The following is a 16,772-nucleotide window of genomic DNA, read 5'->3' as shown; positions in this document are numbered from 1 at the left end:
TCAAGCTCCCATGCGCGCCGCGCCCAGACGGCGGCGGCGTTTGAAGACGATCTGGCCCAGCACCCAGAAGCTGAAGCGGAACAGCAGGGCCAGCAGGATGTACAGCACCATCACGACGATGTAGATCTCGAAGCTGCGGAAGGTTTCCGCGTCGAGCAGGTGGGCGGCGGCGGTCAGCTCTTCGGCGGAAATGGCCGACACGACGCTCGAGGCCAGCATCATCAAGGTGAACTGGCTGGCCAGCGCCGGATACACCTTTTCCAGCGCCGGCAGCAGCACCACGTGGCGCATCACCTGCCAGCGCGTCATGCCCAGCGCCTGCGCCGCCTCGAGCTGCGAGGGATGCACGGCGCCGATGCCGGCACGCACGATTTCCGCCGCGTAAGCGCCCAGGTTGACCGTCATGGCGACGAGCGCGGCGCCGTTCGCGTCGAGCTGCAGGCCCAGCGACGGCAAGCCGAAGTAGATGATGAACAGCTGCACCAGGAAGGGCGTGCTGCGGATCACCTCGACATACGCGCGCACCACGGCGCGGGCATAGGCGGGACCATTCTTCAGGATGACGGCGGCGCACACGCCCACCGCCAGGCCCAGCACCATCGCCAGGGCGCTCAGGCGTATCGTCAGCGCCGCGCCCCACAACAGGCGGTCCAGCGATTGCATGACGAGTTCGAAATGAAATTCATACGGCATACTCAACTCCTTGTCTGCGTGCGCATCCCCGGCCGCGCCACCGTGGCGGCGCGCCGTGCGGACGGGCACTTTCCTGTGCGGCTGGCGGTATCAGAAGGTCGGCAGCGCCGGCAGCGGCGCGCCGCTCCACTTGCGCGCGATGGCGTCGAGTTCGCCGTTCAGCTTGACGTAGTAGATGAAGTTGTTGAGCCACTGGTGCAGCTCGAAGTCGCCGCGGCGCACCGCCATCGAGTTCGGCTGCAGCGAGTAGGTGAAGCGGACCTCGATCTTGCCCGCGCCGCGCGTCTTGATGATGTCGAGCGCCATCGTGCTGGGGATCGAGACGGCGTCGACCTGCTTGCTGAGCAAGGCCTGGGTGACGGTGGCGTCATCCTCGAAACGCACGATATTGGTGCCGGCCGGCGCCAGGCGGCTCAGCGCCGTGTCGTTGGTGGTGCCGCGCGTCACGCCCACTTTCTTGCCCTTCAACTCGGCCAGGGCCTTGAATTTGCCGCCCACCGGCGCGACGATGGCCAGTTCGAACGCGCTGTAAGGCATGGTGAACATCAAGGTCTTGGCCCGTTCCGGCGTGGGCGCCAGGGTCGCCACGAGGAAATCGACCTTGCCCGACTCCAGCGACGGCACGCGCGACGGCGCCGTCAACGGGACTATTTCCACGGGCAGGTTCATGTATTTGCCGATCAGGTTGGCGACGTCGACGTCATAGCCGACGGGCGCGCCCTTGGCGTCGATGCTGCCGAACGGCGGCGTGCCGCTGACCACGCCGATGGTCAGCTTGCCTTTCTTGATCAGGTCGCCAAGCGTCTGGGCGCCGGCATCGGCCGCCGCACCCAGGGCAAACGTTGCTGCGAGCGCGCACGCCACGATCTTCGAATACAACAGTGTAGTCATCTTCATGCTTCAGTCTCCTGTGATCCCGGTACCGGCCTCGTCGAGGCACTGCCGGGAATATTGTCAAATGGACGATTCAGATCGTCTCTTGCCGTGTCATTTCAACTTCATGCCAACCATTGCCCTGCCTGACTATCCGCGCTCCTTTCCCAGGTGAATACCATCTATGAAACCGGTTCCATAACTGTCTCAAAAAAAAGGCAACGCCCTCTTCCCTTCCTCAAGCGTCGCCGCCCTTGCGTACTTCGCTACCCTGGGTGGAATTACGCACAATCAACTTGCCGGGCAACAGCACCTCGCGCGGCGGGCATTGATCGCCCTGCAGGCGCGACAGCATGCACGTCATCGCCGAAAAGCCGATGTCATAGGTCTGCTGCTCGATCGTGCTCAGGCCCGCCAGCGGCGACCATGGCAATTCATCAAAGCCCAGCAAGCCCACGTCCTGCGGCATGCGCAGGGCAAGGCGCTGCAGCATCAGCGCCAGCTCCAGCGCCACCATGCCGTTCGAGGCCAGCAGCGCCACGCGGCGGCCGCGCCACTGCGCCAGGCATAGACGCACCTGCGCGTCGATGGAAGGCCGGTCGTCCAGGTCCACGGCCAGCACTTCGCCCACGCAGCCCGGATGCTCGGCCATCACGGCCTGGAAACCGTCGGCGCGCATCAGCCGCGAGCTGACGCCCGTCAATGGCGGCGCGACGAAGGCGATGGCGTCGAAACCCTGCTCGATCAGATGCGCGGTGGCCAGCCGGCCCGCCTGCACATTGTCCAGGCCCACGAGGTCGAAATCGGCGCCCTCGATGCGGCGGTCGACCAGCACGATGGGCATGTCCGCCTGCTGCAAGTCGGACGACTGAATATTGCGCCCCTGCGTGTTGACGATCAGCCCTTCCACGCTGTACGAGCGCAGCGCGGCCAGCGACTGCCGTTCGCGCTGTTCGTCATTGCCGGTATTACACAGAATCAAGGTATAGCCATGCTGCTGGCAAGCCGCTTCCACGCCTTGCAGCACGGCCACCGTGTAGGGATTGAGCATGTCCGCCACGACCATGCCGATCAGGCGCGTGCGGCCCCGCTTGAGACCGCGCGCCATCTGGTTCGGCTGGTAGCCAAGGCGCGCGATGGTGCTGGCGATCTGCTGGCGGATGTTCTCCGACAGGGCATCGAGTTCGCCGCCGAGAAAGCGCGACACGCTCGTTTTCGATACGCCCGCCTCGCGCGCCACCTGGGCGATGGTCACGGGCCGTGGCGGCTCGCCGGAGGCTGTTTTTTTGTTGCTGCGTACTGAATCCAAGGTGCTCTCCACTACCTGTTGATCTGTATATTTTTATTTTGGAACCGGTTCCAAAGATAGCACCCACGCATCGATGACGCAAGCGATTTGATTGCCTGTGGCGGCGAAGGAACACGATGGGTGCATGGATGGGAACGCGGATGAAAAAACGCCGCCCGCCCCTTGCAAACGCAGGAGGCGGGCGGCGTGATGGTGTCAAGACTGTTTACTGGACCACGGTGTAGCACGGCACGTAGGCCGTGCCCGCCAGTTTCATGCGGTGCTGCGCGACGAACGAGGCGAGCAGCGCATCCATGGGGCCGGCGATGGATTTGTCGCCGTGGATTTCGAAGTTGCCATGCTTTTCGATCGAGCGGATGCCGTCATCCTTGACGTTGCCCGCCACCACGCCCGAGAACGCGCGGCGCAGCTGGGCCGCCAGCAAGTGCGTGGGCTGGTTCTTGTGCAGGCTCAGGTTGCGCATGTTTTCATGCGTGGGCTGGAACGGCTTCTGGAACTCGTGGTCGATCTTCAACAGCCAATTGAAGTAATACGCGTCGCTGTGCGCCTTGCGGAATTCGCGCACCTGGCGTATGCCTTCGAGCATTTCGCGCGCCACCAGTTCCGGGTCGTCGATGATGATCTTGTAGCGCTGCTGCGCTTCCGGGCCCAGCGTGTCGTGGATGAACTGGTTGATCTGCACGAAGTACTCGCGCGATGTTTCCGGGCCCGTGAAGATCAGCGGGAACGGAATCTCCGCGTTGTCCGGGTGCAGCAGGATGCCGAGGATATACAGAATCTCTTCGGCCGTGCCCGCGCCGCCGGGGAAGACGACGATGCCATGACCGGCGCGCACGAACGCTTCCAGGCGCTTTTCGATGTCCGGCATGATGACGAGGTCATTGACGATGGGGTTCGGCGACTCGGCCGCGATGATGCCCGGCTCGGTGATGCCGAGATAGCGGCCATTGTGCAAACGCTGCTTGGCATGGCCGATGGTGGCGCCCTTCATGGGGCCCTTCATGGCGCCCGGGCCGCAGCCCGTGCAGATGTCGAGGCCGCGCAAGCCCAGCTGGTAGCCCACTTCCTTCGAATAATTGTATTCGGCGCGGTTGATCGAGTGGCCGCCCCAGCAGACGACCAGGTTCGGGTTGAGCTGGGTTTGCAGCACGTTGGCGTTGCGCAGGATGTGGAAGACGGCGTCCGTCACGCCTTCCGTGCTCTGCAAGTCGAATTTCGGGTTGCCCGTCACTTCGTCGCTGACGAAGATGATGTCGCGCAGCACGGCGAACAGGTGCTCGTGGATGCCCTTGATCATCTTGCCGTCGACGAAGGCGATGGCTGGCGCGCCCTTGATGTCGAGCTTGATGCCGCGCTCGCGCTGGATGATGGAGATTTCAAACGACTGGTAGCGCTCCAGCAGGGCGCGGCCATCGTCGATGGTGCTGCCGCAATTCAAGACCGCCAGCGCGCAGCGGCGGAAAGTGTTGTACAGGCCGCCCTGGCTGGTGTCGAGCAGTTTGTTGACTTCAGTCTTGGAGAGCACGTCCAGGCGGCCTTCCGGTGAAACCAGAGTATCGATAACGTCGTGTTCCATAATGCGAAAAATCCTTTAAAAATCGATGCTCGAAGGTCTTGCAGCCTTAATATACGACAAGTCAGGCAAGTTGTGCTGTGCCGCCGCAAAATCGCCCGGGCCGTTCTTGCCTGCAAACCGGTTTGACTAATATGAAACAGTCATTCTTGCTAATGCGAATCGAAACCTTCGCTCCGCGCAATTTGTAGATTAGAATGCCAGCCTATTGGAATTCCCGTGTGTACGGTTCTTCATGAGAGTCCCCGCCGCCCGCAGGCTTCCATAAGTTCGTTGTATCGATTGACTATAATAATTTTTCAGGAGGAACCGCATGAGCGGTGCGACTACGCCCAACAAGGAAGCCGTTATTCCCGAGTTCAAGCAGATTATGGGCCATCCAAGCCCATTGTGGATGTTGTTCATGACTGAATTCTGGGAACGCTTCGCGTTCTACGGAGTTCGCTGGGCGCTGGTACTGTACATCGTGGCCCAGTTCCACGGCGGCGACGGTTCGGGACAGGCAGCGGCCAACCTGACCTACGGTTCCTTCCTCGCGCTGGTGTACGCCGGCGCCCTGTTCGGCGGTTACATCGCCGACCGGGTCATCGGTTACCAGCGTTCCATCCTGCTGGGCGCCATCTTCATGGCTGCCGGCCTGTTCTGCATCTCCGTGCCGAACCAGGACATCTTCAACCTGGGCCTGGCCACGATGATCGTCGGTAACGGCATGTTCAAGCCGAACATCTCGACCATGGTCGGCAAGCTGTATACGACCGCCGATCCGCGCCGCGACAGTGGTTTCACGATCTTCTACATGGGCATCAACATGGGCGCCATGGTCGCGCCTGTCTTCACGCAATGGCTGGCCGAGTCGATCTTCGGCACCAGCGCCATGCCGTCGTACAAGATGGTCTTCATGGCCTCCGGTTTCGGCATGCTGATCAGCCTGGTATGGTTCTTCATCGGCCGCCGCGCCCTGAAGGGCATCGGCGCTCCGGAAGCCGGTTCCGGCAACCCGATGCGCGTCGTCTGGGTGGCCGTCGGCTCCCTGTGCGTGATCCCGCTGATGTACTTCCTGCTGACCGTCGGCGCTGAAAAGCTGCAAATCGTCCTGACCGTGCTGTTCGTCGGCCTGGCCGTGATGCTGATGATCGAAGGCATACGCAACGGTAAAATTGCGCGCGACCGCGTCATCGCCATGCTGCTGATCTTCGTCTTCAACATCCTGTTCTGGATGTTCTTCGAACAGGCTGGCAGCTCGTTTACTTTCCTGGCTGACAAGATCGTCAACCGCGACCTGGGCTTCTGGATCTTCCCGACCGCCTACTTCCAGACCGTCAACTCGGTCGCCATCATCGTCTTCGCGCCGATCATCGCCGCCGTCTGGGTCTTCCTGGCGCGCCACAACGTCAACCCGTCGATCCCGCGCAAATTCGGCCTGGGCTTGCTGGGCAATGCGCTGGCCTTCGGCCTGCTGATCTTCGCTCTGTCGAGCCTGGTTGGCGCCGATAACAAGATCCCGTTCTGGACCCTGACCACCGTCTACGTGCTGCAATCGATCGGCGAGCTGTGCCTGTCGCCTATCGGCCTGTCGATGGTGACCAAGCTGGCGCCGGTGCGCCTGGTGGGCCTGGGCATGGGCGGCTGGTTCCTGTCGACCGGTATCGGCAACAACCTGTCGGGCATCTTCGCCAGCCACGTCAGCGGCACGAGCGGCATGTCGGTGCAGTCGGCCCTGTCCGGCTACACCTTCGGCTTCTGGTCCCTGCTGGGCGCCGGCGTCGTGTTGTTCCTGATCGCACCGCTGATCAACAAACTGATGCACGGCGTGAAGTAAGCGTTCTGCCTTAGCTGAAAACGGCGGCCCGCGGGCCGCCGTTTTTCATTCCGGCGCCGGTTCTTGCCTTGGCGGGCGGTACAATACAGCCAGGGCCACCGGCCACTCCCCCCACTCAGCAAAGAATATTATGTCCAGCATCTCCACCACCTCGCCCCTCTCCGACGACGAATACGCCGAACTCGACACCCTGCTGGCCGCGCCCGCGCTGGAAGGCCGTGCCATGGACGTGTCGATGCTCGAAGGTTTTCTCACAGCCGTCGCCCTGAACCCGAAACAGATCGCGCCGGAACAGTGGTTGCCATGGGTATGGGACAAGGCGGCCGGCAGCGCCGCGCCCGCAGCGGATGCTGCCAGCGAACGGGCGGCCAGCCTGGCCCGCCGCCACCACGCCTACATGGTCGAATGGCTGGCGAAAGACCCGGACAGCTTCGAGCCCATCTACGTCTGCGGCCCCGAATGGAGCGTGCCCGCCTGGTGCGCCGGATTTATCCTGGGCACCAGCCTGGACAAGCCCCAGTGGGCGGCCCTGGCCGTCAGCCATCCTGATTACCTGGCGCCGTTCCAGCACCTGGCCAGCGCCAGCGAACTCGATGACGATGCGGCCGAAACGGCCATGGACGGCGTGATTCCCGCCGTCATCGCCATCAACGCCGCCTGGGCGCGCCAGCGCCACCTGAAGCAAAGCCAGCCCGGCGCCACCGTGCTGCGCGAACTGCCGAAAACGGGCCGCAACGACCCGTGCCACTGCGGCAGCGGCAAAAAGTACAAGAAATGCTGCGCCGACGCCGATAGCGCGGCCGGCTAAGGCGATTACTCCTTGCGCCAGCTGCTGACGGCCATCCTGCGCTTCCTGCTGCGCCACGCGCTGCAGTTCGCCCTGTTCATCGTCATCCTGCTGGCCGGCCGATTGCTGCTGGCCGAATGGCGCAGCTACAGCGCCGGCAGCGAGGCTGTCGCCGCCCTGCGCCAGGCTTCCGGCAGCGCCGATAGCCATGGCGCCAGCCTGGCCGAGGCGGCCACGCTGCGCGTCAACGCCTTGCAGCACGCCTCGCACGCGGTCATCGCGGCACGCCTGAAGCAAGTGCAGGCGCAATTGGCAGCCTTGCGCGCGCAGCGGCAACCGTCGCTGTTCACCCTTCCCCTGCCCGACCCGAGCACCCTGGCCTTGCATGCGCAGGACGAAGCCACGCGCCGCGTGGAAATCGAAGTGCTGGTGCAGGAAGCCCGTTACTTGAGCGTCCTGCAGGCGGCGATCAGCGGCGAAGACGCACGCCAGACGCTGGCGCGCCTGCATGCGGAACACGTTAGCGCGTATGCGGCGCTGCAACACAACCTGCGCCAGCGCCGGCAGCTGGAAGCGCAGCATCCCGTGGCGGCGCGCCTGCCGAGCAGCGATGCCTACGCGCAGCTGTCGCAGCTCGACGCGGAGGGCCAGCGCTTGCGCGAGGTCAACCTGCAAGCGTATCAGGCCTGGCTGGCGCAGCGCGCGCGCACCAGCAACGCCACCAACATCACCCGCCCCGCGCCATTCGCCGTCGATAATGCGGCGCTGGCCGGCGCGCTGGCGCCCGTACAAAAGGCGATTGCGGCAGGCGAAGAACAACTGGCGCGCAACTGGATCGCCCGCTGGCGCGCTCCCGTGCTGGACGTGGCACCCACGGCCGCCCTGCTGGTGCTGTCGGCCATGCTGCTGCCCGCCGCCATCAAGGCCTTCTTTTATTTCGTGCTGGCGCCCGTCGCTTCCCGTTTGCCGCCGCTGGCCATCGCGCGCGAACTGCAGGTGAATGGTTGCTCCCTGCCCCTGCCGCCGCTGGGCGAATCGCGCATTTCCGCGGTGTCGCAGGCATTGCAGCTCAAACCCGGCCAGCAGATGCTGATCCATCCCGAATACCTGCAATCGTCGCCCGTCGGCACGCATAAACGCACGCAGTGGCTGCTGGACTGGCGGTTCCCGTTCACCAGCCTGGCCGCCGGCATGGCGGCGCTGACGCGGCTGGAAAGCGACGTGACCGCATCCGTGACGATTTCCGCCAGCGACGACCCGCTGCTGGAAGTGGCCGTCGTCCACCTGCCGGCCGGCAGCGCCCTCGTGTTCCAGCCGCGAGGCCTCGTGGGCCTGATCTGCGACGCTGGCCAGCCGCTGGCGATATCGAGCCACTGGCGCCTGGCCAGCCTGCATGCCTGGCTTACATTGCAGCTGCGCTTCATCGTCTTTCGCGGCTCCGTCACCCTGATCGTGCGCGGCTGCCGCGGCGTGCGCCTGGAACGGGCGGGCCAGGGCCGCTCCATCAGCCAGTCCGCTACCCTGGGCTTTACCACCGACGTGCTGTACTCGACGATGCGCAGCGAAACCTTCCTGCCCTACCTGCGCGGCCAGCAAGCCTTGCTCAACGACCGCTTCGACGGCGGCAACGGCGTCTACCTGTACGAAGAAACCCCGCGCCACGGCAAGCAGCCGGGCAAGGTAGGCAGCTGGTTCGAGGGTTTTACGGACGCGATCTTGAAAGTGTTCGGCATCTAGCCGATGAGACCATATGAACGACTTCCTGTTTGCCGATTTTCTCGAAGACCAGGCCGCGTATGCGGCGGCTGAGGCCTACTGGCAGGCACGCCTGGCCTTCCTCGACGGCCAGTGCGCGCCGTATCTGCGCACCGCATTTGCCAATGGCCAGCCGTTCTATGACGGCAATCCCATCGTCAACCTGGCGGACCGCAACGCCGGCAAGGCGGCGCGCATCGTGCAGCAATGCCCGCAGGAGTGCGGTCCCTGCTACACGAGCTTCGGGCAAGCCATCGAGCTGGCCGGCAGCGATGGGCAGCATCGCCCGGCGCAGGAAATGGTCATCGTGCTCACGTTGACCGAAGACTCGGCGCAGAGGGCCGTCGATGAACTGCGGGACTGGTTTGCGCCAACGTAAGACAGCCGGCTACGCCGCGATCGAATGCGACACCGTCAGCCACTCGCCCGGCTGCAAATTCGCCGCCGCCTCGCGCGTGGCCAGCACGCTGTCCGGGTCCAGGTCGGAGCGGTTCAGCTTGTAGGAATAGGCGAAATCGTCGGCATCGAATGCCTGCCCCGCCTTGACGTAATACTTGAAGCCGACAAACGAGTCGGGATTGGTGACGACCGAATACTCAAGCGTGACGGTGTTCATGGCGGGCCTCGTCGGCGATGGTGATACAGCCATTATGCGTCAATTCCCGCGGCGGCGACGCGGCGGCCAATCCTTGCGGTAAGTCAATAGCCCTGCCGATGGCCGGCGCTACAGTAGCCTGAGCCAACCACCGGATGGAATGCCATGCGCGCCTTGCTCGCGAAAATCAGGAACACTCTGGCGCCGCAGGCGGGCCTGCCGGCGGCGGCGCGCATGGAGCGGACGTCGGACCGGCGCGGCCTGCCCGCCTTTGATCCCGGGCCGCAAGCCGTCATCAAGGCCTGCACGGCCTGGCTATGCGCGGCGCAAGACCATTCCAGCTCCAACGACGGCGGCGTCGCGCGCGACTACAGCCTGCTGACGGGCTGGGCTAGCTCCTATCCCGAAACCACCGGCTACATCATCCCCACCCTGATCGCCCTGGCGCAGCGCACGGGCGACGAGGGTGGGGATGATGCGCTGCACGAGCGCGCGCGCCGCATGCTCGATTGGTGCGTGGCCATCCAGTTCCCGGAAGGCGGTTTCCAGGGCGGGAAGATCGATTCGACGCCGCGCGTGCCCGTCACCTTCAACACGGGCCAGATCCTGCTTGGCCTGGCGGCCGGCGTGGCAGCGTACGGCGGGGCCTACGAGGACGCCATGCACCGCGCGGCACGCTGGCTGCGCGACAGCCAGGATGCCGACGGCTGCTGGCGCCGCCATCCGACGCCGTTCGCCAGCGCCGGCGACAAGGCGTATGAAACGCACGTGGCGTGGGGCTTGTTCGAAGCGGACCGCGTCGCGCCGGGCCACGGCTATGGCGCGGCGGGCCTGCGCCAGGTCGACTGGGCGTTGACGAAGCAGCGCCCCAATGGCTGGTTCGCCTCGAACTGCCTGGACAACCCGCTGCTGCCGCTGACCCATACCATCGGCTACGCCTTGCGCGGCGTGCTCGAAGCGCACCGCTTTTCGGCGCGCGCCGACCTGCTGGAGGCCGCCGCGCGCACCGGCACGAGCGTCGCCAGGGCCGTGGCGGCCGATGGCTACCTGCCTGGCCGTCTCGGACCCGACTTCCAGCCGGGGGCCGGCTACGCTTGCCTTACCGGTTCCGCGCAAAACGCGCATTGTCTGTTCCTGCTGTACCAGCTCACGGGCGAGCGGCGCTACCTCGACGCGGCGCGCCGCCTGAATCGTTACGTGCGGCGCGCGGTCAGCATCGACGGCCCCGCGCACGCGCGCGGCGGCGTCAAGGGCTCGTTTCCCGTCGATGGCGACTACGGCACCTGGGCTTACCTGAACTGGGCCGCCAAGTTCTGCATCGATGCCAACCTGCTGGAATTGGAGTCAGGCCATGCTTGACGGTGCCAGGCGCGCCGCCAGGGCCGCGCTGCAAGCGTGGCGCCGCGCCGCCAGCGCCCGCAACATGCGCCACGGCGCGCGCCACGTGACGCGCGCCGGATTGGCCGCCGATCTGGCGCGGCTGGGCATCGCGCATGGAGACACGCTGTTCGTGCACTCTTCGCTGAAAAGCCTCGGCTACGTGGAAGGCGGCGCGGCGGCCGTGATTGGCGCCCTGCAGGACGCCGTCGGCCCGCAAGGCACCCTGCTGCTGCCCACCTACTATCTGCCGGGCGGCACCGTGCGCGCCACCTGCGACATGAAAGACTATGTGTTCGATCCGCGCCGCCATGGCACGCACATGGGGCGCCTGCCCGAAGCGTTCCTCGCCAGCGCCGGTGTGCGGCGCAGCATCCACCCGACCCACTCCGTGTCCGCGTGGGGCCGCCATGCCGACGCTCTCACCGAGGCGCATCACCGCGCGCCATCGATTTTCGGCGTGGATTCGCCCTGGCAGCGCTTCATCGGCTGCGAGCGGGCCAAGGTGCTGGGCCTGGGCATTTCCATGGGACCGGTGACGTTCTATCACGCGCTGGAAGACGCCATGGGCGAGGCCTTTCCCGTGCCCGTGTGGGCAGGCGAGACAAAGCTGCTGACCTGCCTGGACCACGCCGGCCGGCGCTGGGACGTGCCCGTGCGCCCCTTCGATCCGGCCATCGCGCAGCGCCGCATCGACCATCCCGGGCGCGGCGACCTGCGCGACTACTTTCACCGGGAGTTCGACGCCGCCGGCCTGCGCGTCAACGGGCACGTGGGCGATGCGGCGTCGTGGTGCATCCCGGCGCAGGCGTTTTATGACCACCTGGGCCGGCTGGCCTCAGAAAACGTGACGATCTACGCGAGCGCGGCAGAACTGGCGGCGCGGCCCGTCGGGCGCGCATAAAAAAACCGCCCGGATCGTCATGACACCGGGCGGTTTTCATTAGCGTGCTTAAAAAATCAAGCCTGCGGGCGGTCCATTTTCTTCTCGCGCGCCACGAAGTACAGCAGCACGATGATGGCCGCATACGGCAGCAGGGACAGCGCATCCGAGTTCAAGCCCGCGTAGAACGGGTTGCCGTGCTCGGCCCAGTCGGCCATCATCTGGTCGAAGTGCGTGAGCACGCCGGCCGTGATGGCAATGATGATGCCGGCCAGCGCGCCGCCGGCGATGTAGCCGGACGCCAGCAGCACGCCAGAGCTGCGGTCGCCCGCCAGCTGGCGCTCTTCCTCGTTCAATTTAGCGTTGTGTTCCAGCTTGTTGTTGCGGCGGTCCGCCAGCCAGCGCACCAGGCCGCCGACGAAGATCGGCAAGGTCGACGACAGCGGCAGGTACACGCCCACCGAAAACGCCAGCGATGGAATGCCGGCCATTTCCAGCACCACGGCGATCATCACACCGAACAGCACCAGGGTCCATGGCAGCTGCTGGTCGAGGATGCCCTTGATGATGTAGGACATCAGCACGGCCTTCGGCGCATCGTATTTCTTCACTTCCGAGCCGTCCGGACGCTTGCTGTAGTGGCCATTGATGCCCGGATCGACCAGGTAAGCGAGTTGCCCATCTTCCTTGACAAAATATTTGCCGGCCGGGCCGCCCACGGTATCGGTCTTTTGCCAGACTTTATACGTATTGTGGTCGCTCTCGGCTTGCGGGCCATGCAGCTCGCCCGTTACCGTCAGCTTCGATGCATCGACCGTCAGGCCGGGTGCCACTTGCGCGGCCGGCACGTAGACGGTGCTCGCCTCGTTCAGCTTCAGCAGAATCGGACCGAGGATCAGCGCGGACGACAAGGCGCCCGCCAGGATCGCGTACTGCTGCAGGCGCGGCGTGGCGCCCACCAGGTAGCCCGTTTTCAAGTCTTGCGAGGTGGTGCCCGCATTGCTGGCGGCGATGCAGACGATGGCGCCCACCGACAGGGCCGTCACATAGTAACGCCCGCCCGTCCAGCCCATGATCAGGAAGATCAGGCAAGTGAACAGCAAGGTGGCCACGGCCATGCCGGAGATCGGGTTCGACGAGGAGCCGATTTCGCCCGTCAGGCGCGACGAGACGGTGGCGAACAGGAAGCCGAAGACGAGGATCAGCAGCGCGCCGAGGAAGTTCATGTGCAGCGGCGTGGCGAACGTGATCACGGCGATGATGGACAGGCAGCCGATGACAACCCATTTCAGGGGGATGTCCTGGTCCGTGCGCAAGGTGGAATCGGTCTTGACGCCCTTGCCGATACCTTTCAGGCCGGCCGACAGGCTGCGCCAGATCATGGGCATGGCGCGCACCAGCGAAATCAGGCCGCCGGCCGCCACGGCGCCCGCGCCGATGTACAGCACGTAGGCGCTGCGCACGTCGTCGGCGCCCATTTCGCTGATCAATTTGGTGCCCGGCGAGAGCACGGTGGTCAGGCTGTCGCCGAAGAACTTGATCATCGGAATCAAGAGCAGATACGACAGCACGCCGCCGGCGGCCATGGTGGCGGCGATGCGCGGGCCGATGATGTAGCCCACGCCCAGCAATTCAGGGGAAATCTCGGCGCCGATGGAGCCGCCCTTGAGCGGCGCGGCAAATTCCACGCCCGGCGTGTCCTTCCAGCCCTTGAACGAGATATTGAAGACCTTATACAGCAGGCCGACGGCGAAACCGCCGAAGATGATCTTGGCGCGGCGCTTGGCGTCCAGCGCGGCGGCCGAATCCTTCTCGATGCTTTCGCCGGCGGCGATGCGAGATTCTTCCGTGGCGGCTGCCTTGAGCACTTCGGCGCAGGCCGTGCCTTCGGGGAATTTGAGTTCCTTGTGCTGGTCGACGATCATGGTGCGGCGCATGGGGATCATCATCAGGATGCCCAGCAGGCCGCCGAGGATACCGACCAGCATGACTCTGGAGATTTCCAGGTCGAAGCCGAGGATCAGGATGGCGGGCATGGTCACGCCCAGGCCGAAGGCCAGCGATTCGCCGGCCGAACCGGCAGTCTGCGTGATGCTGTTTTCCAGGATCGACGAATCCTTGCCGCCCACCTTCTTGGCCAGGCCGAACAGGGTGATGGCGATCACGGCGACGGGAATCGAGGCGCTGACGGTCAGGCCCACCTTCAGCACCAGGTACAGCGAGGAGGCGCCAAAGACCATCCCCAGGATGACGCCCATGAACAGCGCGCGGAAGGTCATCTCGGGCAGCTTCGCATCGGCCGGGATGTACGGCTTCACGGCGCTCGGCATTGCATCTTTTGCCATAAATAAATCCTTAATTGTATAAATTAAACAGCCCGGATTGACGCCCGGGCTATTTGCTTGAAGCCGAGACTATCGCACAGCCGCGTTTCGATGAAAAGGTTTTTTGCTCCCGGTCCCGGCGCCTGGCCCGCGCCGGGACCGCCGCCGCATTGGTCTATAATCGCTGCCACCGTGCCCTGCACGCTCATGTGAGACTGCCTTGACTGCCAAACGATCCGGATTCCCCTGGCCTTCCCGCCGCGCCGCCGTGCGCGGCTTCATCATCGCCGGCGGCGCCGCGCTGGCCGCCGCCGTGCTGCTGGTCGCTTATCTGTTCCTGTACGTGCGCCCGCGCCTGCCCGAGCTGGGCGTCATCACCGATTACCAGCCGAAGATCCCGCTGCGCGTGTACACGGCCGACAATGTGCTGATCGGCGAATTCGGCGAAGAGCACCGCGACTTCGTGCCGATTGCGCAAGTGCCGGAAATGATGAAAAAAGCCCTGCTGGCCATCGAGGACAGCCGCTTCTACGAACACCACGGCATCGACTTCGTGCGCGCCGGCGGCGCCGTCCTGTCGAACCTGCGCCACGGCTTCGGCCATGGCGGCGGCTCCACCATCACCATGCAGGTGGCGCGCAACTTCTTCCTGACGCGCGAAAAAGTCGCCTCGCGCAAGCTCAATGAAATCATGCTGGCCCTGAAAATCGAGGCGGCCCTGTCGAAAGAGCAGATTCTCGAGCTGTACATGAACCAGATGTACCTGGGCCAGCGCTCGTTCGGCTTCGGCAGCGCGGCGCAGACGTATTTCGGCAAACCCTTGTCGGAACTGTCGATCGCGGAAATGGCCATGCTGGCCGGCCTGCCGCAAAACCCGTCGCGACACAACCCGATCAGCAACCCGAAAAAGGCGCATGCGCGCCAGCAGCTGGTCTTGAAACGCATGCGTGAACTCGATTACATCAGCGAAGGCCAGTACCGGCAGGCGCTGGCGCAGCCGCTGCATATCAACAGCCGCGGCAAACAGGGGTTCGACACGCACGCCGAATACGTGGCCGAACTGGCGCGCCAGGCCGTGTTTGCGCAGTTCAAGGAAGACAGCTATATCAAGGGCATCAGCGTCTACACGACGATCCTGAAGGCGGACCAGGATGCGGCCTACGCCTCGACGCGACGCAACGTCATCGCCTACGACCAGCGCCACGGCTACCGCGGCCCGGAAACCTTCATCGACATGCCGGCCGATCCCGAGCAGCGCGACGACGCCATCGATGCTGCGCTGCAAAAACGCCCGGACAGCGACGGCCTGATCGCCGCCGTCGTCACGGAAGTCGCCAGCGGCAAGGTGGTGGCCGACACGGGCGACGGCGACGCCAAGGCCATCACGGGCGACGGCTTGCGCTTTGCCGCCCCGGCGCTGTCCGCCAAGGCGAGCGCCGGCATCAAGCTGCGACCGGGCGCCGTGATCCGCATCAGCCAGGACGCCAAGGGTAACTGGGCCATCACGCAAGTGCCGCTGGTGGCCGCCGCCTTCGTCTCGCTGGACGCGGACACGGGCGCCTACCACGCCATGGTGGGCGGCTTCGACTACAACCTGCAAAAGTTCAACCACGTCACGCAGGCGTGGCGCCAGCCCGGTTCGGCCATGAAGCCCTTCGTGTATTCGGCGGCGCTGGAAAAAGGCTTTTCGCCGGCCACCCTGATCAATGACGTGCCGCTGGAAATGCAGGCGGGCGGCAAGGTGTGGGCGCCGCAGAATGACGACTTCAAGTTCGACGGCCCCATCACCATGCGCTACGCGCTGGCGCAGTCGAAGAACGTGGCCTCGGTGCGCATCCTGCGCGCGCTGGGCGTATCGTACACGCACGACTTCCTGGAAAAATTCGGCTTCGACCCGGCCCGCCAGCCCAGCAATCTGACCATGGCGCTGGGCACGGGTTCCGTCACGCCCGTGCAGATGGCGGGCGCCTACGCCCTGTTCGCCAATGGCGGCCACCAGGTGGAACCGTACCTGATCGACCGCATCGTCGACGCCAGGGGCACCATCCTGATGCAGACCAAGCCGCCCGCGCCGAACGACGACAAGACCCTGGCGCTGGACCCGCGCAACGCCTTCGTGATGGACAGCATGCTGCGCGAAGTGGCCCGCACGGGCACGGGTGCGGCGGCGACGAAAAAACTGGGCCGCAGCGACATCGCCGGCAAGACGGGTACCACCAGCGACGCCGTCGACGGCTGGTTCGCCGGCTACAGCGGCGGTATCGTGGCGGTGGCGTGGATGGGCTACGACGAACCCAAATCGCTGGGCGGACGCGAATTCGGTTCGACCCTGGCCATGCCGATCTGGATCGACTACATGCGCACGGCCCTGTCGACGCGCCCGCAAGTCACGCGCGACGTGCCGGCAGGCCTGAGCCAGGTCGACGGCGAATGGCTGTACGATGAATTCATCGACATGAATGGCGTGAAGACGCTGGATATGGAGGCGGAGACGCCGACGGACCCGGCAGCACTGCCGGAGACGCTGCCGGTGGAAACCACGAACTGACGCAGCTATCTTGTCGGATGACGCTTCGCTAATCCGACCTGCCTCTTACTGCATCAATCACCAGTATCTTGTCAGATTACGCTTCGCTAATCCGACCTACCTCTTACTGCATCAATCACCAGTCGTAGGTCGGGTTAGCCGGGACGGCGTAACCCGACAAGTACCGCAGCGGTTTACACCGTCTCTTGTCGGATTACGCTTCGCTAATCCGACCTACCTCTTACCGCATCGATCAC

The 16,772-nt window shown here is 64.7% G+C and carries 13 protein-coding genes; 7 read left to right on the top strand and 6 right to left on the bottom strand.

Annotation, left to right across the window (positions count from 1 at the left end; genetic code table 11):
* The 4 genes from IGS60_RS13570 to ppnN form a co-directional block, all read right to left on the bottom strand.
* Complete coding sequence (locus IGS60_RS13570; protein ID WP_230504929.1) at positions 1 to 693, bottom strand: amino acid ABC transporter permease; 693 nt, start codon at positions 691 to 693, stop codon at positions 1 to 3.
* Between the two features lie 90 nt (positions 694 to 783).
* Positions 784 to 1,584 carry a transporter substrate-binding domain-containing protein gene (locus IGS60_RS13565; protein ID WP_306798488.1) on the bottom strand — a complete coding sequence of 267 codons (801 nt, stop codon included), beginning with the start codon at positions 1,582 to 1,584 and terminating at the stop codon, positions 784 to 786.
* A gap of 220 nt (positions 1,585 to 1,804) precedes the next feature.
* Positions 1,805 to 2,875, bottom strand: coding sequence for a LacI family DNA-binding transcriptional regulator (locus tag IGS60_RS13560; protein ID WP_230504927.1), 1,071 nt, complete (start codon positions 2,873 to 2,875; stop codon positions 1,805 to 1,807).
* Between the two features lie 205 nt (positions 2,876 to 3,080).
* Positions 3,081 to 4,451, bottom strand: a complete 1,371-nt coding sequence (ppnN, locus tag IGS60_RS13555; RefSeq protein WP_070219944.1) for a nucleotide 5'-monophosphate nucleosidase PpnN — start codon at positions 4,449 to 4,451, stop codon at positions 3,081 to 3,083.
* A gap of 310 nt (positions 4,452 to 4,761) precedes the next feature.
* Here ppnN and IGS60_RS13550 point away from each other — a divergent pair, with 310 nt between their 5' ends.
* From IGS60_RS13550 to IGS60_RS13535, 4 genes are all read left to right on the top strand, one after another.
* Entirely contained in the window at positions 4,762 to 6,267 is a 1,506-nt protein-coding gene (locus IGS60_RS13550; protein ID WP_230504925.1) for a peptide MFS transporter, read from the top strand.
* A gap of 130 nt (positions 6,268 to 6,397) precedes the next feature.
* Complete coding sequence (locus IGS60_RS13545) at positions 6,398 to 7,075, top strand: UPF0149 family protein (RefSeq protein WP_230504923.1); 678 nt, start codon at positions 6,398 to 6,400, stop codon at positions 7,073 to 7,075.
* A 12-nt stretch (positions 7,076 to 7,087) separates the two neighbouring features.
* The gene (locus IGS60_RS13540) at positions 7,088 to 8,791 is read left to right on the top strand and encodes a hypothetical protein (RefSeq protein ID WP_230504920.1); all 1,704 of its coding nucleotides are present in this window, start codon (positions 7,088 to 7,090) and stop codon (positions 8,789 to 8,791) included.
* Between the two features lie 13 nt (positions 8,792 to 8,804).
* The gene (locus IGS60_RS13535; RefSeq protein WP_230504918.1) at positions 8,805 to 9,188 is read left to right on the top strand and encodes a hypothetical protein; all 384 of its coding nucleotides are present in this window, start codon (positions 8,805 to 8,807) and stop codon (positions 9,186 to 9,188) included.
* A gap of 9 nt (positions 9,189 to 9,197) precedes the next feature.
* On the opposite strand, the gene IGS60_RS13530 is transcribed toward IGS60_RS13535, so the two are convergent.
* A complete protein-coding gene (locus IGS60_RS13530; protein ID WP_070291560.1) occupies positions 9,198 to 9,425 on the bottom strand; it encodes a hypothetical protein in 228 nt (75 codons plus the stop codon).
* A gap of 144 nt (positions 9,426 to 9,569) precedes the next feature.
* Here IGS60_RS13530 and IGS60_RS13525 point away from each other — a divergent pair, with 144 nt between their 5' ends.
* Together IGS60_RS13525 and IGS60_RS13520 are read left to right on the top strand one after the other, a co-directional pair.
* Positions 9,570 to 10,763: a hypothetical protein gene (locus tag IGS60_RS13525; RefSeq protein WP_083287877.1), complete on the top strand. Its 1,194-nt coding sequence runs from the start codon at positions 9,570 to 9,572 to the stop codon at positions 10,761 to 10,763.
* Positions 10,756 to 11,685, top strand: coding sequence for an AAC(3) family N-acetyltransferase (locus IGS60_RS13520; protein WP_230504917.1), 930 nt, complete (start codon positions 10,756 to 10,758; stop codon positions 11,683 to 11,685). The genes IGS60_RS13525 and IGS60_RS13520 overlap by 8 nt, the downstream gene beginning before the upstream one ends.
* A 56-nt stretch (positions 11,686 to 11,741) precedes the next feature.
* Here IGS60_RS13520 and IGS60_RS13515 read toward each other — a convergent pair whose 3' ends face one another.
* Positions 11,742 to 14,009: an OPT family oligopeptide transporter gene (locus IGS60_RS13515; protein WP_230504915.1), complete on the bottom strand. Its 2,268-nt coding sequence runs from the start codon at positions 14,007 to 14,009 to the stop codon at positions 11,742 to 11,744.
* Between the two features lie 199 nt (positions 14,010 to 14,208).
* Between IGS60_RS13515 and IGS60_RS13510 the strand changes: the two genes are divergently transcribed.
* On the top strand, positions 14,209 to 16,536 hold the full coding sequence (locus tag IGS60_RS13510) for a penicillin-binding protein 1A (protein ID WP_230504913.1): 2,328 nt from the start codon (positions 14,209 to 14,211) through the stop codon (positions 16,534 to 16,536).
* The last annotated feature ends 236 nt before the right edge of the window (positions 16,537 to 16,772 follow it).

It is taken from the genome of Janthinobacterium sp. FW305-128, assembly GCF_020858135.1.
Lineage (GTDB): Bacteria > Pseudomonadota > Gammaproteobacteria > Burkholderiales > Burkholderiaceae_D > Janthinobacterium.
Note: the sequence above shows the minus strand (reverse complement) of the source record. Positions and strands in the feature narration are given on the sequence as shown.